This is a genomic window from Atopococcus tabaci DSM 17538 (assembly GCF_000429585.1).
In the GTDB taxonomy this organism is placed as follows: Bacteria; Bacillota; Bacilli; order Lactobacillales; family Carnobacteriaceae_A; genus Atopococcus; species Atopococcus tabaci.
In genome coordinates this window covers 1-17,848 of record NZ_AUCD01000048.1, presented here as the reverse complement: position 1 = coordinate 17,848, position 17,848 = coordinate 1, and the positions used below count along the sequence as shown (strand labels likewise).

General features: G+C 44.6%; 19 protein-coding genes and 2 tRNA genes. 18 read left to right on the top strand and 3 right to left on the bottom strand.

The features are described from left to right. The 7 genes from G470_RS14115 to G470_RS0107935 form a co-directional block, all read left to right on the top strand. Positions 1 to 236 (top strand): hypothetical protein (locus G470_RS14115; RefSeq protein ID WP_028274373.1); only part of this gene is annotated, 236 nt, incomplete at its 5' end. A gap of 214 nt (positions 237 to 450) precedes the next feature. Beyond that, positions 451 to 600 (top strand): 50S ribosomal protein L33, encoded by a 150-nt coding sequence (gene rpmG, locus G470_RS0107960; RefSeq protein ID WP_028274372.1) that lies wholly within the window; start codon positions 451 to 453, stop codon positions 598 to 600. 225 nt (positions 601 to 825) lie between these two features. Next, the gene (locus G470_RS0107955; RefSeq protein WP_028274371.1) at positions 826 to 1,140 is read left to right on the top strand and encodes a hypothetical protein; all 315 of its coding nucleotides are present in this window, start codon (positions 826 to 828) and stop codon (positions 1,138 to 1,140) included. A 167-nt stretch (positions 1,141 to 1,307) separates the two neighbouring features. Then, complete coding sequence (locus G470_RS0107950) at positions 1,308 to 2,003, top strand: rhomboid family intramembrane serine protease (protein WP_028274370.1); 696 nt, start codon at positions 1,308 to 1,310, stop codon at positions 2,001 to 2,003. Between the two features lie 31 nt (positions 2,004 to 2,034). Further along, entirely contained in the window at positions 2,035 to 3,012 is a 978-nt protein-coding gene (locus G470_RS0107945; RefSeq protein WP_028274369.1) for an ROK family glucokinase, read from the top strand. Positions 3,013 to 3,162: 150 nt separating this feature from the next. After that, positions 3,163 to 4,287, top strand: a complete 1,125-nt coding sequence (locus tag G470_RS0107940; protein ID WP_156908010.1) for a YncE family protein — start codon at positions 3,163 to 3,165, stop codon at positions 4,285 to 4,287. Between the two features lie 118 nt (positions 4,288 to 4,405). Further along, positions 4,406 to 4,801: a rhodanese-like domain-containing protein gene (locus tag G470_RS0107935; RefSeq protein ID WP_028274367.1), complete on the top strand. Its 396-nt coding sequence runs from the start codon at positions 4,406 to 4,408 to the stop codon at positions 4,799 to 4,801. A 60-nt stretch (positions 4,802 to 4,861) separates the two neighbouring features. Here the strand turns inward: G470_RS0107935 and G470_RS0107930 are convergent, their stop codons facing one another. Next, positions 4,862 to 5,179, bottom strand: coding sequence for a hypothetical protein (locus G470_RS0107930; protein WP_028274366.1), 318 nt, complete (start codon positions 5,177 to 5,179; stop codon positions 4,862 to 4,864). 10 nt (positions 5,180 to 5,189) lie between these two features. Then, the gene (locus G470_RS0107925; protein ID WP_084172143.1) at positions 5,190 to 6,470 is read right to left on the bottom strand and encodes a Y-family DNA polymerase; all 1,281 of its coding nucleotides are present in this window, start codon (positions 6,468 to 6,470) and stop codon (positions 5,190 to 5,192) included. Positions 6,471 to 6,608: 138 nt separating this feature from the next. Here G470_RS0107925 and G470_RS0107920 point away from each other — a divergent pair, with 138 nt between their 5' ends. The 7 genes from G470_RS0107920 (at position 6,609) to G470_RS0107890 (ending at position 14,168) form a co-directional block, all read left to right on the top strand. Beyond that, a complete protein-coding gene (locus tag G470_RS0107920; protein WP_028274364.1) occupies positions 6,609 to 7,334 on the top strand; it encodes a glycerophosphodiester phosphodiesterase in 726 nt (241 codons plus the stop codon). Between the two features lie 21 nt (positions 7,335 to 7,355). Continuing rightward, on the top strand, positions 7,356 to 8,294 hold the full coding sequence (gene miaA, locus G470_RS0107915) for a tRNA (adenosine(37)-N6)-dimethylallyltransferase MiaA (RefSeq protein WP_028274363.1): 939 nt from the start codon (positions 7,356 to 7,358) through the stop codon (positions 8,292 to 8,294). A 16-nt stretch (positions 8,295 to 8,310) separates the two neighbouring features. Next, positions 8,311 to 9,558: a GTPase HflX gene (hflX, locus tag G470_RS0107910; RefSeq protein ID WP_028274362.1), complete on the top strand. Its 1,248-nt coding sequence runs from the start codon at positions 8,311 to 8,313 to the stop codon at positions 9,556 to 9,558. Next, complete coding sequence (locus tag G470_RS0107905) at positions 9,555 to 10,808, top strand: methionine gamma-lyase family protein (protein WP_028274361.1); 1,254 nt, start codon at positions 9,555 to 9,557, stop codon at positions 10,806 to 10,808. The genes hflX and G470_RS0107905 overlap by 4 nt, the downstream gene beginning before the upstream one ends. A gap of 107 nt (positions 10,809 to 10,915) precedes the next feature. Next, positions 10,916 to 12,256 carry a glutamine synthetase family protein gene (locus tag G470_RS0107900; protein WP_028274360.1) on the top strand — a complete coding sequence of 447 codons (1,341 nt, stop codon included), beginning with the start codon at positions 10,916 to 10,918 and terminating at the stop codon, positions 12,254 to 12,256. A gap of 214 nt (positions 12,257 to 12,470) precedes the next feature. After that, positions 12,471 to 13,814 carry a type I glutamate--ammonia ligase gene (gene glnA / locus G470_RS0107895; protein WP_035445343.1) on the top strand — a complete coding sequence of 448 codons (1,344 nt, stop codon included), beginning with the start codon at positions 12,471 to 12,473 and terminating at the stop codon, positions 13,812 to 13,814. Between the two features lie 280 nt (positions 13,815 to 14,094). Further along, positions 14,095 to 14,168: transfer RNA gene (locus G470_RS0107890), tRNA-Arg, on the top strand. 248 nt (positions 14,169 to 14,416) lie between these two features. Here G470_RS0107890 and G470_RS14705 read toward each other — a convergent pair. Further along, on the bottom strand, positions 14,417 to 14,719 hold the full coding sequence (locus G470_RS14705; protein WP_276202783.1) for an Ltp family lipoprotein: 303 nt from the start codon (positions 14,717 to 14,719) through the stop codon (positions 14,417 to 14,419). A 301-nt stretch (positions 14,720 to 15,020) separates the two neighbouring features. Between G470_RS14705 and G470_RS0107880 the strand changes: the two genes are divergently transcribed. The 4 genes from G470_RS0107880 (at position 15,021) to G470_RS0107860 (ending at position 17,631) form a co-directional block, all read left to right on the top strand. After that, complete coding sequence (locus G470_RS0107880; RefSeq protein ID WP_028274358.1) at positions 15,021 to 15,710, top strand: general stress protein; 690 nt, start codon at positions 15,021 to 15,023, stop codon at positions 15,708 to 15,710. Between the two features lie 105 nt (positions 15,711 to 15,815). After that, positions 15,816 to 15,906, top strand: a tRNA-Ser gene (locus G470_RS0107875). A 230-nt stretch (positions 15,907 to 16,136) separates the two neighbouring features. Continuing rightward, positions 16,137 to 16,778: a nicotinamide riboside transporter PnuC gene (pnuC, locus tag G470_RS13090; RefSeq protein ID WP_240470661.1), complete on the top strand. Its 642-nt coding sequence runs from the start codon at positions 16,137 to 16,139 to the stop codon at positions 16,776 to 16,778. 298 nt (positions 16,779 to 17,076) lie between these two features. Further along, positions 17,077 to 17,631 carry a CDP-alcohol phosphatidyltransferase family protein gene (locus G470_RS0107860; protein WP_028274356.1) on the top strand — a complete coding sequence of 185 codons (555 nt, stop codon included), beginning with the start codon at positions 17,077 to 17,079 and terminating at the stop codon, positions 17,629 to 17,631. The last annotated feature ends 217 nt before the right edge of the window (positions 17,632 to 17,848 follow it).

The following is a 17,848-nucleotide window of genomic DNA, read 5'->3' as shown; positions in this document are numbered from 1 at the left end:
CCTTAATGTCTGAACTCAATACAGACGTATATTTTTGTCATGCCTACGCATCCTGGGAACGGGGCTCAAACGAAAACTTCAATAAACTATTGAGGGAATTCATCCCTAAAGGAAAATCCATCCATCTTTTTTCAGAAATGGATATCTATCAAGCCGCTCAGGCAATCAATAGAAGGATTAGAGAAGTGATAGGGTTACGTTCATCAGAAGAGTATTTTCTACAATGTAGTATTTAAAATTTCTCTTCCCCTAGGGGAAGAAGTAAAGAGATTTAAGTTCATCGAATCATGTAACAGAAAGTGTTGCATTTAACTTTACAACTCAAGAAAGCAAAAAAACTTTACGAATAAATAAAAAATACTGGTGAAGAGAATAAAAACGTGGTATTATGTTAGAGTTAGAAGGCGACGTTAGAAGTCTTCAATATTGTATTCGTTTGGAGGAAAAAACATGCGCGTGAATATTACTCTTGAATGCACAGACTGCAAAGAACGCAATTACATCACTAAGAAAAACAAACGTAACAACCCAGATCGTTTGGAAGTGAAAAAATATTGCCCACGTGAAAGACGTGTGACTTTGCACCGTGAAACAAAATAACCCCTTTAAAAAACCGGTCATTTCGATGGCTGGTTTTTTCTTTTAGTTGGTTAATTGTATTGAGCAACTAAATTAATTGCATAACACAACTATAAGCGCAAAACCCTTGTCTTATATGTTTGTTGAAGAAAGGGACGGTGTGAAACAAAGACGTTTTAGTTGCTTCCAGAACATATTCCTTTAAACTGGAGCTAAGAAGTAAAATATAGGAATAGGAGTGAGTGTATGGCTACACATTCCGAAATTTTTTTATCCGACGGTCAATCGTACCAGTTGGCTGAAAATGTAGAAAACGTAGTGGATGCATTAACTGGAACAGGTGGGGAATTGAAAGAAGAACTTCAAGCATTTGATTCGGCGGGCGGAAAAAAGTTGTTTATCAATCCAAAGCATGTTGTCTTAGTGACCGATTATCAATCACCAGAGGACCCTGTCACCGATCCTCACGCAACTGATGACGAGGCAGAAGACAAGGAAAGAAAAAACCATAACTTAAAGGAAGCTCAAAAGTTTAAGGAAGAACTTGGGAACATGGAATAAGTATGGAGAAACCGGCCAGTCTGTCAAAGGCTGGTTTTTTTTGTTTTTGAGCCGGACTGGACGTCTGATTCAGAAAAATGTTAACGTAAACAATGTTGAGATATGGTATACTTTTTAAAGGGCAAGGAAAATTATTCGAATTCTGGATGCGGAAAGGAATTGTGTCAGTGGATTACCAAACTCAAATGAAAATCAGGCGTGCTTTACGAAAGCCCTTAGTTACGTATTTATTTTTAGCGATGCAAATCGTTGCTTTCCTGTTAATGACACTCGACGGAGGCAGCACAAGTATTGAAACTCTTGTCCGATACGGAGCTAAGTTCAATCCTTTGATCGTGTTGGGACAATGGTGGCGTCTTATCACACCGATGTTTCTTCATATCGGAGTGGTTCATTTGATTATGAATTCCGTTATTTTGTATTATTTAGGCGCACAGTTGGAAGCGGTCTTTGGGCATTGGCGTTACTTCGTGCTGTACTTTTTCGGTGGAATCGCTGGAAATGCGGCCAGTTTTGCTTTTAGCGAGTCCGTTTCAGCAGGGGCGAGCACCGCGTTGTTTGGGCTGTTTGGTTCCACGCTGGTGCTGGCAAAGCTGTATAGAGGAAACCCGGCCATCCAAATTATGTCACGCAACTTCTCGCTATTGATCCTGTTGAATCTGCTGTTCGGGTTATTCAGTACGCAAGTCGATTTGGCAGGGCATATGGGGGGGCTGGCAGGAGGATACCTTCTGTCTTATGTGCTGACAACGCCGGTAGTCCGGTTTAAGCTGACACAAAGACGCGCGGTATTCGGTTTGCTGTATATTGGATTGCTGATTGTGTTGATTGTTATAGGAGTTGGCAATTACATTTGGTGGTAACTTATCATTTATTCGAGACGGAGGCGGAGACATGGAAAAGAAAATCATCGGTATTGATTTAGGCGGCACCACAATCAAGTTTGCTGTTTTAACTGAAAGAGGAGAAATACAAACAAAGTGGAGTGAACTGACGGATATTACAGAAGAAGGCTCTAAAATTGTTCCAACCATCATTCGTTCCATCAATGAACATTTAGAGATGTACAATTTAACCCCTGAACATTTTCACGGCATTGGGATGGGCTCACCTGGATCTATTGATCTGGAGAAGGGAACGGTTGTTGGGGCATATAACCTCAACTGGAAGACTGTTCAACATGTCAAAGACGAGATTGAAAAAGGAACGGGGATGCCGTTTGTCATCGACAACGATGCAAACGTAGCTGCTTTGGGCGAACAATGGGTCGGAGCGGGAAACAATGAACCGAATGTCGTTTTCCTGACATTGGGAACAGGCGTCGGCGGAGGCGTGATTGCAGAAGGTAACTTGTTGCACGGCACAGCCGGGGCAGCAGGAGAGGTAGGGCACATTACCGTTGAGCCGAACGGGTACGATTGTACGTGCGGCAAGAAAGGGTGCTTGGAGACAGTGGCCAGTGCCACAGGAGTGGTGCGGCTTGCGCGCGACATGGCAGATGAATTCGCCGGCGACTCCCAGTTGAAATCCATGATTGACGACGGAGAGCTGATTACATCCAAAGACGTGTTCGACCTGTCCCAACAAGGTGATCGATTTGCGTTGTTGGTTGTCGATAAAGTGACCTTTTACTTAGGTTTGGCATGCGGAAATATCGGGAACCTGCTTAATCCGTCCACGATTGTTTTGGGCGGAGGAGTTTCAAAAGCCGGAGAATTTTTGGCGGAACGCGTACGGAATTACTTTGAGAAATTCACGTATCCTACTGTTCGTAACAGTACGAAAATTCGTCTGGCGAAGTTGGGGAATGATGCAGGCGTCATCGGTGCCAGCTCTTTGGTGATTGAAAACATCGTCCGTTCCCAAAGTTGAGTGACCGAAACTGCTGATTGGATAGCGCGTTGGTTTTGGAGCATTGTCTCTGTCTGTCAGGAGACAATGCTTTTTTTCAGTTGCGGAGCTATGTTGTGGTATACTGTTATTTTGAGAGAAATGGTTATTTCAATAAAGTTGGTGGATGAAGTGAAAAAAAGACAGATGTCAAACAAACGAATATGCACAATCGGTCTCTTTCTTTTATTGCTCTTAACAGCGTGCCAAAAGCAACAAACTCCTGACAACGATACATCTCAAGCAGAAAAAGAACCGGTCATCCATCAATTGCAGATTCCTTATGAGGAATTTCGAAAAGTCATTGGTTGGGTAAGCGGGGAAGACATTTTGGTGCATTTAGGAAATACCGAGGAAGATCAGTTGGCTGTGTACGACCTACATACAGGTGAAATGGACGTGATTTACAGTCTGCCGGCGTATATTTTGTCGGTGGAATTATCAGACGATGCAGACAAAATTGCTTTGCAAATGATAGACGGCACAACTTCTAAAGTACAGGTCATTGATTTGGAAGGAACCGTACTGCAGACACAAGAGGTGGGGGCTTCCAGTTACGTGGGAATGGATTGGAATCCCGAAGACGACAATCTCCTCTTTATCTCTTATCCCGAGTTTGTCGATTACCAGGAAAAAACAGTATTGAAAATGTGGGATCTTGCAACCAATGAGGTGGTCCGTTTGGAGACTTCTTCCTTGGGTACAAGATGGTATTCTTCGAACCTGTACTTGTTCGTTGACCATAACGAGGATGACACTTTGGAAGAAGGGGCCTTGTACATCGGGGACATACGAACGGGCGAAGAACTCTTGATCAACTCGCAAGTATCCGAGTTTTATTTGCACGAAGACTCCTTTGTGGCAATGACGCCTTCTGATTTCAATGAAGATGAGTTGTTGTTGAGTTTTCAGTATCCGTTTATGGTGGACAAAGGCTATATGACGGTGCCGAAAGTGACGATGAATGAACGCCTGGTGTTCCCTTACTTGTCACAAGGCAAGCGGAACGGCGCCATCTATGGCGTGCTTCCAAAAGAACGGACGACGTTGGAATCGGAAGTGGGAGAATATGTGCTTTCGCGTCTTGATTTTGAGAACCACACGGCTCGCCCGGTAATGGATTTGCCGGACAGTGCTCCTATCTCTGTTTCAAACAATCAAGAATACACCCTCTATGGTTGGCAGTATGAATATGTCATCAACTTGGATAAACAAACCATTCAACCTCTCCTGCAAAGCGGGAACCAATCATTCTAAATGGGAATGAAAATCAGTCATCTCTGGTTTCCGTGGACGAAGTCGGAAACGGGCTGGAAAATCACAGTTTAATTGTGTAAAATAATATAGCGTAGAGTCAAAGAAAGGGGAACCGCTTTTGGATACAACTACTGTTTTAAATATCATCATATGGGGTGCGCTGGCTGCCTGGGGAATTTATGAAATCATCCAATATTTCCGTAGAAAAAATGCCGCTCAAGATTTGACCTCGGAAGAGTTTAAGCAAAACATGCGGAAAGTGCAAGTGATCGATGTACGGGAAAAAGATGAATTTGCAGCGGGGCATATTTTAGGTGCGCGCAACATTCCTTACATTCAGATGAAACAGCGTTTAGGGGAAATTCGAAGAGACCAGCCTGTTTATCTCTACGATGAACGCCGCACATTGAGCCGCAGAGCTTCTTTGCTTCTTAAAAAAGAAGGGTTTACCGATATTTACCGTTTGAAAGACGGCTATGAGAGCTGGGACGGAAAAATCAAGCGGGACAAATAATATGATGAACGTTAAAAAACACACAGCGCAGGCTGTGTGTTTTTGTGTTTTGCCTCTGTGTCAAAATGATGAGGTCTTTTTATGAGGGAGGGGATGTCCTTTGTAATCATAGACTTTTCCGAAATGGTTCGGCTTTCTCAGCAATCGGTAACGGAGAACAACCAACTGTTTACGGTCATTGACCCGGGCGCTGATATACACGGTTGAGCCGCTCTCCACTTCATATAAGAAAGTGTAGGCGTGTTTTCCTGTAATCAAACACGAATAGCGTTGTCCGTCGCTTTCCAATGTAAAGCGGCAAAGAGGAACGCCTCTGTTGGTGGTCAACACTTTCACTTCCTCCGAAACCACTTTTCCGGTCATGACGATTGTATTCATCTTTATCACCTCATTTTTTATGTCCTCCGATTAAACCGCTTCGATTAACCGCTGTTCCGCCTCGAGTTAAGCTGCTTGCGTGAACCAAGGACGTATACCCGTAGCGGGAACGCACCTGATCCATCACGTGTTCCAACTTCTCTTGGCTGATGGTTTTTTCTGCTTCTTCAAATAAGTCCAACTGCCAACTTGTACGGTGCTGGACTTTTCCGCATTGCACAGCTACTGTGCGGACAGGCAGACCGGTGTAGTGGGTGCGGAAGAGATGCAGACATACTTCGATAATTTTTTTGGACGAATTTGTTGGATAAACAGTCATTTGCCGACTAAACCCGGATCCGCCCACATCTCGGGAATAACCGATCGACACATGCACCAGGCCGCATTCTGCGTGGTGTTCCCTCAAACGTGCCGCCACTTGATCGGCCATCTCTTGGATGACCACTTCTGTTTCTTCTTGAATGACATAATCGCGGTTCAACACTTGGCTTTTTCCATACGAAGTGGAAACAGGTGTGTATTTTTCTGAAATGATGCTTTGGTCGATTCCGTGCGCGTGATAAAACAATTGCTCGCCGATTACACCGTGGCTGCTTTTGAGTTTTTTAACATCATACTGGGCGAGCTGGCGTACTGTATGGATCCCCAGGCGTTGGAGATTGCGTGCTGTGCGTTCGCCGATTCCCCACATATTGGTCAGCGGGTGAATATTCCAAACGGTGTGCGGTACGTCTTCGTACCGCCATTCAGCGGTGTAACGGGTGGCAGCACAGTGCTTGGCCTCGTTATCCAAGGCCAATTTGGCCAATAAAGGATTGTCGCCGATTCCCACAGAAACGATCAGCCGGTAACGATCCCAGATAGTCTGCTGGATTTTTTTAGCGATTTCATCCGCAGAACCGAACAATGTGCGGGAGGCGGTCACGTCTAAAAAAGATTCGTCGATGCTGTATATATGTAAGTCGTTTTCCGACACGAATTGTTTGAACACTTCAATGATGCGCAAATTGGTTTTGACGTATAAACCCATGCGCGGTTCAACAATTTGGATGCGGGAGTTTTTCGGTATTTCAAATCGGCGCGAACCTGTTTTGATGCCGTATTCGCTTTTCACACGCGGTGAGGCAGCTAAGACAAGGCCGCCCGCGATATCGGGTTTGCTCATGACAACGATATAGGCTTTTAACGGATGAAGACCTCTGGAAGCCGCTTCAACAGAGGCGAAAAAAGATTTCACATCAATGCACAGAACGTCCCGTCTGGGTTCTTGGGAGTAATCAATCCGAATCATCTCCATCACATCCTTGTATCCATTATACGAACGTTTGTTCCGTTTGTAAAGCGGAAGTTGACCAGGAAGATTCAATGTCCAATGGTATTGAGGGCTTCTTATCTATGCTATAATGGACAAGAAAAGGGGGCGTACACGTTGCGGACACAGATCATCGCCCATCGTGGGAGCAAAGGAGCCCACCCGGAAAATACACTTCCCGCTTTTCTTCACGCGATAAAAGTGGGAGCGGACGGCATTGAACTTGATGTCCAGTTGTCAAAGGATAGGCAATTGGTTGTCATCCACGACGAAACGGTGGATCGAACGACAAACGGAAAGGGCCTTGTTTCTCAATTGGCCTTGAGTGAACTCAAGCAGCTGGATGCAGGCTCTTGGTTCAACCCCGGTTATTCCGATACGCGGCTTCCGACATTGAAAGAAGTCTTCGAGACACTGACAAAAGAAGTGTTCCATGGGTCAGTGAATGTCGAGTTGAAAACAGATAGATATGCGTACGAAGGAATAGAAGAGAAAGTGGTTGAGCTTGTCCGCTCTGAGGAATGGCCGTTTGATCTGGTATTTTCCAGTTTTAACGAAGCGACACTTCAGCGTTTGTTGGAGAAGGCGCCTGATTTTTCTGCAGCTTTGTTGTTTCGAAGGCTCGGAGAAGAAAAAACACATGTGGGACGTTATCCATTGTCTGCCTGGCACCCAAAAATTACGTGGCTCAAACGAGCGTCTGTGCCACGGCTGAATAAAATGCCCCTGCGCGTATGGACAGTAAACAAAGAGAGAGAAATGAAGCAATGTTTTCGTATGTCAGTGGAAGCAATTATTACAGACTTCCCTGAAAAGGCATTGGAAGTCAGAGAAAAGTATTAAATGGATTAATGGAGGAAAAGAGTGAAACCGAAAATCGTTGTCATCGTCGGCCCAACTGCGGTAGGAAAAACCCGTCTGGGAGTCGATATCGCAAAACAATTGAATGGAGAAGTGATTAGCGGCGACTCGATGCAGATTTACAAAGGATTGGACATCGGAACCGCAAAAGTCACGAAAGAAGAAATGCAGAGAATCCCACATCATTTAATCGATGAAATCAGCGTTCACGAACCGTATTCCGTGGCGGATTTTCAGAGGGAAGCACAACAGCGGATACAAGACATCTGCTTCCGTGGCAAAGTGCCTGTCATTGTGGGCGGTACCGGACTCTATATCGAGTCGTTGCTGTATAATGTCTCGCACGGAGGGGAGAGTCCGCAAAACCCGGCTTTTCGTGAAGAACAAAACCGTTTGGCAGACGAAAAAGGAAATCGTTCTATATGGGAAAAGCTCTATCGGCTGGATCCGAAAGCGGCAGAGGCCATCCATGAAAACAACCGTAGAAGAATTATACGGGCCTTAGAAGTGATTCACGAGACCGGAAAGCCATACTCGTCGCTGCAGGATGAGAAAAAAACAAAAGAACCGTTTTATGACGCCCAAATCATAGGTCTAACGACCGATCGGACATTGTTGTATGAACGAATCAACCACCGGGTGGACCTGATGATGGAAGCTGGCTTGCTGGAAGAAGCGAAGTGGCTTTTAAAACAGGTGGAGCCAGGTGCTCAATCGGCCAAAGGAATCGGCTACAAAGAGTTGTTCCCGTACTTTGAAGGCCGGGTTTCTCTGGAAGAAGCGGTGGAACAAATCAAACAAAACTCCCGACGTTACGCCAAGCGTCAATTAACCTGGTTCCGCAACCGTTTTGAGTCGGTTTCGTGGTGGGACTTGGTCCAGCGGCCGGAGTCGGAAGCGGAATTGATGGAAGAAGTGAAAAACTTTCTGCAAACGAAATGAATAAAGGGGTGGAATCATGGAAAATCAAACGAAATATGAAAGAGTCATCGTGGTGGGTGTACAGACGAAAGAAAACGATCAGTCCTTTCGTTATTCGATGGATGAGTTGGCGCAGCTGGCTGTGAATGCGGGCGGCGAAGTGGTAGGCGAGATTCTCCAAAAAAGAGAACGAGTCGATTCCCGTACCTTTTTAGGGAAAGGAAAGTTGAACGAATTGGTTCACTTGGCTGAAGAGCTTGAAGCGACCACCATCATCTTCAACCAGGAGTTGTCGCCGAGCCAAGTCCGGAACATTCAAGACAGCATTGAAGTGAAGGTCATTGACCGAGTGCAACTGATTTTAGATATTTTTGCCATGCGTGCACAAAGCAAGGAAGGCCGCTTGCAGGTGCAACTCGCACAGTTGGAGTATTTGCTGCCGAGATTGTCCGGGCAGGGAATCAACCTTTCGCGGCTTGGGGGTGGAATCGGGACACGAGGGCCCGGGGAAACTAAGTTGGAAACCGACCGTCGGTACATCCAGCGCCAAGTCACGGATATCAAGAGGGAATTGAAAAAAACAGAAGCTCACCGTGAGCGCAGCCGTCAACAACGCAAATCAGGCGGAGTATTTCAGATTGGGTTAATCGGGTATACGAATGCTGGGAAATCGACATTGCTCAATGCATTGACAGAAGCAGGGACTTACGAAGAAGATCAGTTGTTTGCCACGCTGGACCCATTGACAAGAAAATTGGAACTGCCGACCGGAATGCAGGTGACTTTGACGGATACCGTTGGATTCATCCAAGATTTGCCGACGCAGTTGATCGAGGCGTTTCAATCCACGTTGGAAGAAACCCGTGAAGTCGATTTGCTGCTGCATGTGATTGATGCCTCAGCTGAAAACTTAAGCGGAAACGAAGAAACAGTCATTCAATTACTGGAAGAACTGGAAATGGACAGCATTCCGCGTTTGACTGTTTATAATAAAAAAGATTTGGTGGAAGGGAATTTCTATCCAAGTCTCTATCCAAATGTGGTGATTTCTGCACGAGACGAAGAAGACATCCAGCGTCTGCTGCAGGAAATTTTGAAAAAGATGAAAGAAATCATGGTTCCTTACCGCATGAAAATTCCTGCATCGGAAGGCGGGAAATTGGTGCGTTTGCGTCAAGAAACGTTACTGGAACGCCAGACATACGATGAAGAAACAGGAATTTATTTAGTCGAAGGATACACAACTGAACACTCGCGTTGGAATGGAGAGAAAAGCAAAGAATGAGTTTGGATAAGTTATTTGGCAAAGAACTGAGCGATGCAATCAATGAAGTGGAGAAACAAATCGATCCGATTCATCGAAAAATCCACGAGATGGCTTTGTTCCATCAAAACAAAGTGCTGACCAGTTACCGGACACATCAAGTGTCAGAACAGCACCTGCATGGCACAAATGGGTATGGGTACAACGACATGGGCCGCGATACGTTGGACGACATATTTGCGGATGTTTTTGGTGCGGAAGCGGGATTGGTTCGTACACAGATCATCTCGGGTACGCATGCCATCTCCACCGCCTTATTCGGTGTGCTGCGTCCGGGGGATGATTTGCTCTATATCACCGGCGAGCCATACGACACACTGCAAGAAGTGGTTGGGGAGTCCGGAAACGGCGTAGGGTCGTTGAAAGAATACCAAATGGGGTACAAACATGTGCCGCTCAAAGAAAATGGCGGCGTAGACTTTGAAGAAGTCGAAAAACATGTGACGGAGAAGACGAAAATGTTTGCCATTCAACGGTCTCGGGGATATTCTTCGCGCAAATCTTTTACAATTGACCAGATTGAAATGATGATCAAAAAAGTCAAAGCGATGAAACCTGATGCGGTTGTCTTTGTAGACAATTGTTACGGGGAGTTTGTGGAAGAAAAAGAACCGACAGAAGTGGGCGCCGACTTGATGGCGGGCTCATTGATTAAAAATGCGGGGGGAGGAATCGCTCAAAACGGCGGGTACATCGTCGGGCGTGAAGATTTAGTGGAAGCTTGCGCGTATCGTTTAACCAGTCCGGGAGTAGGCCGCGAAGCCGGTGCCACCCTTGATACGCTAAGAGAGATGTACCAAGGGTTCTTCCTTGCACCGCACGTGGTGGGAGAAGCGCTGAAGGGTGCCGTATTTGCGTCTGCGCTCCTGGCACGGCTGAATGTGGCCGTGTCTCCCACATGGGACGAAAAACGGACAGATTTGATTCAGTCTATTTCACTGGGAAATCAAGAGGACATGGTCCGCTTTGTGCAAACTGTTCAAAAGTACTCACCGGTTGATGCTCATGTCACTCCGATTCCGAGCTATATGCCGGGATACGAAGACGATGTAATCATGGCCGCTGGAGCCTTCGTGCAGGGCGCGACAAGCGAACTCTCGGCGGACGGGCCGATTCGGGCACCTTACACCTTGTTCCTTCAAGGCGGGTTGACATACGAACACGTCAAGCTGGCAGTCGCTTTTGCGGCAAAAGAATTGTATTTCGACTAAACATCTACAGGACGCTCTTTTGAAAAAGAGCGTCCTGTTTGACTTTTTAAATCAAAATCCGCTACTGTGAAAGAGAAGTATGAAAGAGGAGGAAAAAAGACAATACAATGAAGTCACTGACAAGGGAAGAAATTAAACGACAAGCGGAACAAGAAAATGTGCGTTTCTTGCGATTGATGTTTACCGATATTTTAGGAATCGTAAAAAATGTGGAAGTGCCGATCAGCCAATTGGATAAAGTGTTGGACAACCAAATGGGATTCGATGGTTCCTCCATCGACGGGTTTGTCGGTATTGAGCAAAGCGATATGCTTCTGTACCCAGATATGAACACGTGGTTGATTTTTCCGTGGACATTGGACAACGGCAAAGGAAAAGTTGCCCGCTTTATCTGTGATGTATACAATACAGACGGTACTCCTTTTGAAGGGGATCCGCGCAGCAACTTAAAACGAGTATTGAAAGAAATGGAAGGCAAAGGTTTCTCCACCTTCAATCTTGGACCGGAACCGGAATTCTTTTTGTTTAAGTTGAATGAAGATGGCCAACCAACTCGTGAATTGAACGACGAAGGCGGTTATTTCGATTTTGCACCGACAGATTTGGGCGAAAACTGCCGGCGGGATATCGTGTTGGAATTGGAGGCGCTTGGATTTGAAATCGAAGCTAGTCACCACGAGAATGCTCCAGGGCAACACGAAATCGACTGGAAATACGCCGACGCCATCACCGCTTGTGACAACATCCAAACATTCAAAGTCATCGTAAAAACCATTGCCCGTCAACACGGGCTCCACGCAACGTTTATGCCAAAACCTGTTCAGAACATTGCCGGATCCGGCATGCATTTCAACATGTCTTTGTTTAATGACGAAGGCAATGTCTTTTATGACCCATCCGACGAAGAGGGCCTCAGCAATACGGCTTACCAATTCATGGGCGGCATATTAGACCATGCAAAAGGCTACACTGCAATCTGTAACCCGACAGTGAATTCCTACAAACGCCTGACACCCGGATTTGAAGCGCCGGTGTATGTTGCTTGGAGCGGAACCAATCGCTCGCCTTTGGTACGCGTACCGGCTTCTCGAGGCAATTCCACGCGGATTGAACTGCGTAGTGTCGATCCATCCGCCAACCCGTACTTGGCACTGACCGTGCTTTTAAAAGCAGGATTAAACGGAATTGACAAGGCGAAAACAGCGCCTGAGCCTGTAAACCGCGACATTTACAAAATGTCTTCTAAAGAGCGTAAAGAGGATGACATCAGCTCCTTGCCGGCGACATTGAATCAAGCTTTGGATTATTTGTCAGAAGATGAAATAGTCAAAGCGGGATTAGGCGATCACATATACAACCGTTTCATGTCGCTGAAGCGCGCCGAATGGGAAGATTATCGTAAGTACGTATCCAAATGGGAACAGGACAAATATTTGAGTTTATATTAAAAATAAATCGTTAAGTTGAATAAACTGCTGCAGAGGAGATATCCTCTGCAGATTTTTTTGTCGGTTTAACCGATAATGGTATACATGAAAGAACGGAGTAAAAGCGTTGACACGTCATTGTGGTACTGGTATTATTTAGAAGTGTTTTTGAAGAATTATATTTTTTGTTGAATTGGTATAGTTCTATTTACATGCTAATTGAGGAGAGGTGCCCATGAAAACTTATACAAAAGAAACAATCAGAGAGCAAGTCGAGAAAGAAAACGTCCGCTTTTTACGCTTAATGTTTACGGACATTCTTGGAACAATAAAAAATGTGGAAGTGCCTATCAGCCAGTTGGATAAAGTCTTGGACAACAAGATGATGTTTGATGGATCTTCCATTGAAGGATTTGTTCGTATCGAAGAAAGTGACATGTACCTGCATCCTGATTTGTCTACGTGGTTAATTTTTCCATGGGAAGTCGAATCGTTTAACGGCGGGAAAATCGCCCGTTTGATTTGTGATGTTTATAATCCGGACGGTACTCCTTTCGCAGGCGATCCCCGAAATAACTTGAAACGGATTGTGAAGGAAATGAAAGAAATGGGGTTTACAGAATTTAACCTGGGACCTGAACCTGAGTTCTTTTTGTTCAAATTGAATGAAGAAGGAGAATGCACCGGTCAATTGAATGACACCGGAAATTACTTCGACTTGGCGCCAACCGATTTGGGTGAAAACTGCCGCCGGGACATTGTATTGGAATTGGAAGCGTTGGGATTTGAGATTGAAGCCAGTCATCACGAGGCTGCTCCCGGCCAACACGAAATCGACTGGAAATACGCAGATGTAGTGGAAGCATGCGACAATATTCAAACGTTCAAGCTGATTGTGAAAACAGTGGCCCGAAAATACAACTTGCACGCTACGTTCATGCCGAAACCCGTTGCCAACATCAATGGCTCAGGGATGCATTGTAATGTTTCATTATTTACAGAAAAAGGAAACAGCTTCTATCAAGAAGACGGAGAAAAACAATTGAGCGAGACGGCCTATCACTTTTTAGGCGGGGTGTTGGAGCACGCCCGTGCATTTACAGCTGTGTGTAATCCTTTGATTAATTCTTATAAACGGCTGGTCCCCGGATTTGAAGCACCGGTCTATGTGGCTTGGAGTACTGGAAACCGTTCGCCGCTGGTCCGTGTGCCGGCGTCTAGAGGTATGTCCACACGCTTGGAAGTCAGAAGTGTGGATCCAGCCGCTAATCCATATTTAGCTCTGTCCGTTATCCTGGCTTCTGGATTGGATGGTATCCGCAACAAAACGCAGCCGCCGAAAGCTGTCGAAAGAAATATTTATCTGATGGACGACAGTGATTTGGAGGAAAACGGCATCCCTATGTTGCCGTCGACGTTAGTGGAAGCAATGGATCTGATGCAGAAAGATCCTATCATTACGGAAGCACTCGGTTCGCATATCTTGACCAACTTCATCGAAGAAAAAGAAGTGGAATGGAACGCCTACCAGATGCAGATTAGCCCTTGGGAATTAGAAAGTTACTTGGACCGGTATTAAATGAACAAAAGGAAAAGGGGCTGTCTCGAAAAGAGGCAGCTTTTTTTGTGTTCTAGCAGCAGAAGGAGGAGTAGTTGTTAAGGTAAATGTATATTCATTTTAAAACCGTACTATTGTTTATAAAACGTTTGTCCTATGTGAAAAAAAGGAGGAAAATCAGGTGTTTAATGGAAATGAACAGGAGAAATAAACAAAATATGCAAAAAATATAATCTTTTTTGTAAAAGCTATTGACAGTTTGATGGAAACTAGATAGAATAATCAATGTTGCGACAAACAAGTCACAGTAGCTCAGTAGGATAGAGCATTCGCCTTCTAAGCGAACGGTCGGGGGTTCGAATCCCTCCTGTGACGTAAAATGGATTTGGCTAAGGCCAAACAAAAAGAAACCTCGATTTCTCGAGGTTTCTTTTTGTTTGCATACGATAGTTTGAAAAAACAATTATTATGTGAGAATGGGACTTGAATTTTCCGACCTTATATTGTTTGATAGAAAAACATCGCTGTGATGCAATATGAGTTCATATAGATTGTAAGACGGGTAGAATCTAAGTATAGATTCACCCGTCTCTCGTTTAATGATTAAATTTGGAAGAGTTGTATTATTTTTCTAAATTGTCGATGGCATAATCAGCTTCTTCTTGAATGAACTGTTCGCCGTATTCAGAAGTTAGTTGATCATATACGCCTGCTTTAGACATATGCATTGTTTCGGCATAATCTTCTGCTTTCCTCAGAGCATTTTCTTTCCAGTCAGCCTCTACATTATCAACAGCGTATTGGGCCGCTTCAGTTGAAAACTGATCTCCATATTCAGAAGTTAGCTGATCATAAAGTCCGGATTTAGACATATGCATCGTATCGGAAAAGGATTGAGCTCTATTGAGAGCTGACTGAAATTCTATTGGAACATCATTCTCGCCATTAGAGTCCGCTGCTGCTTCTTCAGCAGTTTCATTTCCGTTTTGTGTAACTTCTTCTTGAGATTCCTCGGTGCTGCTGGTTTCAGTGGCTGCGGTTTGCTCTGTTCCATCAGCAACATCCTTGTAAATAGAATAATGTCAACCGTTATTCATATTTTATATCTTGCCTGTACTTTGTATATATTTATAAAAAATGCATGTGAAGCGTTATGGTTGGTCCAAATTTTCTTGTTTGTTAAGATAAAATTGTATACGAGACAGGCAATAATAAGGAGGAACACATATGGCTAAACGATCAGTGGGAGCTTACAGCAATATAGAAGAAGTCATGGACCAAGTGAAGTCTTTAGAACAATCTGGTTTTTCTAGATACGACATTACGGTTATTTCATCAAACAAGAACCAAGAGAACCTTCAACGTTTAGACGACGTGGAAATTGTATCTCTAGAAGATAATGAACCGATTAGTGAGGAATTAACTTTCGGATTAGGCGAAGAGACCATTCGTACCTATAACTCTGCCGTCCAAGAAGGTGGATATGTTGTGTTGGTAGATGGAGATAGTGAACCTGGAGAAGCAGGGGCTGCGGACGTAGAAGGCGATTCTGCTTCAGGAGGAATGGATGTCACACCACCGGGATTCGGAATAGATCCACGCGTGCCGCCGGTTACGCACAGTGATCTGCACGGCGATCCGATGAATACGAGAGGCGACGTGCCCGTTGATACGGGAAGAAACCCGCACGTTGACAGCGAGTCTCTTTCACAAACAGACGCTAATGATAGAGAGCGGACGAGAGATGAGGAAGAGCCGCTTCCGAAATTCACAAACGAATCGGAACCGGGAACCGACGAATCCACCATTAATGTCCGGCCGATAAAAAACAAGAACACTCCTCACAGCCAACGTTCAGAAGAACAAACGGATATTCCTAATGAATCATTGGATGAAGACAGAGGAACATACAGGTAATTCGCTAAAGGGCCGGGCAAGCTTCCGGCTCTTTTTCCTTGCGAAATCAAGGGTAACCATATTGAAAAAACGCTCAATTTACGTTATACTTTTTTCGGTTAGTTTGGAAGATTACCCAAGTCTGGCTGAAGGGGACGGTCTCGAAAACCGTTAGGCGGCTTATCGCCGCGCAAGGGTTCAAATCCCTTATCTTCCGTATAATAAAATAAATTAAAAAAGGTTCTGTAATGGGGGGATTCCGATTACAGAACCTTTTTTTGTGCCGTCGGTCGAAATAGAAAAACGTTTTCTATGGAGGACAGCCAAAAAATCATCTGAAACTTAAGAAACAAATGTGGTATCATATTGCAATGTGCGTTTTTACTAAACGTTGCTGATGGATGAGAATCAGCGGAATAGAATACATAATATAAAGGAAGTGTCGGGATGATAAATGTAGAACGAAAAGTAACAAGCAGAGGAGTATTTAATGCCGCGGTTACTGCAGCCATGGTATTGTTCACTGCGTACGGCAGCATGCAAAACGGGTGGTTCACCTTACCCAACCTTGTTTCTTGGTTAGGATTGGTGGGAACTATCGGAATAGCACACGGGAAAAAATGGAACTTCCCATTCAATATGACTCAAAATGTCTTCAATCTTATTGTGTCTTGGCGAAGCAAATTGTTCGGAGATGCCATCATGGCTCTTTATTATTTTGCCACACAGATTTTCGGAATCGATATTTGGAACAAACACCAGGATCAAGACGGGAACTTGATTACTGACAAGAGAACTGACTGGATGACCGTAATCGCAGCAATCCTGATTGGAGGCGTGCTGCTTGGTGGAGTCAGTTATTTACTGGGTGGAGCATTCATCGTTTTAGATGCAGTGAACAATTCGACCGCAATCGTGGCTCAGTACTTACAGATCATCAAACGGAAACGATCCTCTTGGATTTTGTGGGGGATGACTAACTTGATTGGAATTATTATCTGGCTGGGTGTCGGGGTTCCGCAGATGTCCGTAATGTACGCAGTATTTGCTTTAAACAGCGTGAGAGGGTTCATCAATTGGTCTGAATAGAATAGGAGGTTGCGGATAAGCTGTGTTGGCTGACCGCAGCCTTTTTTCTTACAATAGAAAGAGCGACGCATGTATATTTACTTTTATACTTCTTTCGTGATAAAGTATTGAATGTAAAAAGAGGAAACCCTATACAAAAAAGCTCAAAAGCGAGCCAACCATTAAGTAGCTGAATAAATAGTTTATTCATTTTCATTCTCTTTTCACGTAAGTGCAACTTCGATCAATAATGAGCTGCTGCCTGTTTGGTGAGCAGCTCTTCTGTTATATAAGACTTTTTGAAGGAGTGGTTTGTAATATGAACAAAAATGGCTGGTTGACGATTCCTAATTTACTCTCGATATTCCGGATATTATTGATTCCTTTTTTTGTCTACTCGTATTTGACGGCTGCTGACCAGCAAGGGTATCTTCTCTCCTCTCTTATTGTGGTGGTTTCAGGGTTGACGGATTTTGCAGACGGGGTGATTGCCAGACGATATGGTCAAATATCGGAGGTCGGGAAACTGTTGGACCCGGTGGCAGATAAACTGACTCAAATGGCTGTAGCTTTCAGTTTGGTCGTGACGTGGGAGTATATGTGGATTGTTGTGGCCATCTTTTTAGTGAAAGAGCTGAGCCTTCTTATCAATGATATACTTTTGTTGCGAAAAAATAAAAAGATGGACGGCGCCAAGTGGTATGGAAAAGTTTCTACGATGGTGTTCTACGGATCTATGGTCCTGTTAGTGGCGTTTCCTGATATGAATACAGGAGCGGCCAATGCGTTGATGGCTCTGACGGCATTCTTCTTATTGCTGTCATTTGTATTGTATACTCGGTGGTTTGTGCACATGCACAGAAAACACTCCTAATTTATGGAAGAGAGGCTGGGACAAAAGTCCCAGCCTCTTCTGCATTTCCGAATAGGCCAGCGAAAATGCGCTCCAAAATATAGACCCGACGTCCACTTTGTCATGACTGTAGTTGCTTTAGCAATGTACAGTCATGATACACTTGGGCATCTGCCCACAGTGCCTCCTTTAGAATAATGCTCGAGGGGCTTCGCCCCTCATCCGCTTATTCGCTCCA

Coding starts and splice junctions, on each gene's coding strand:
- G470_RS0107880 (WP_028274358.1), top strand. CDS start 15,021: ATGGCTAAACGATCAGTGGGAGCTTACAGCAATATAGAAGAAGTCATG.
- G470_RS0107860 (WP_028274356.1), top strand. CDS start 17,077: ATGAACAAAAATGGCTGGTTGACGATTCCTAATTTACTCTCGATATTC.
- G470_RS0107905 (WP_028274361.1), top strand. CDS start 9,555: ATGAGTTTGGATAAGTTATTTGGCAAAGAACTGAGCGATGCAATCAAT.
- G470_RS0107955 (WP_028274371.1), top strand. CDS start 826: ATGGCTACACATTCCGAAATTTTTTTATCCGACGGTCAATCGTACCAG.
- G470_RS0107925 (WP_084172143.1), bottom strand. CDS start 6,470: ATGATTCGGATTGATTACTCCCAAGAACCCAGACGGGACGTTCTGTGC.
- pnuC (WP_240470661.1), top strand. CDS start 16,137: ATGATAAATGTAGAACGAAAAGTAACAAGCAGAGGAGTATTTAATGCC.
- G470_RS0107945 (WP_028274369.1), top strand. CDS start 2,035: ATGGAAAAGAAAATCATCGGTATTGATTTAGGCGGCACCACAATCAAG.
- rpmG (WP_028274372.1), top strand. CDS start 451: ATGCGCGTGAATATTACTCTTGAATGCACAGACTGCAAAGAACGCAAT.
- glnA (WP_035445343.1), top strand. CDS start 12,471: ATGAAAACTTATACAAAAGAAACAATCAGAGAGCAAGTCGAGAAAGAA.
- hflX (WP_028274362.1), top strand. CDS start 8,311: ATGGAAAATCAAACGAAATATGAAAGAGTCATCGTGGTGGGTGTACAG.
- G470_RS0107900 (WP_028274360.1), top strand. CDS start 10,916: ATGAAGTCACTGACAAGGGAAGAAATTAAACGACAAGCGGAACAAGAA.
- G470_RS0107930 (WP_028274366.1), bottom strand. CDS start 5,179: ATGAATACAATCGTCATGACCGGAAAAGTGGTTTCGGAGGAAGTGAAA.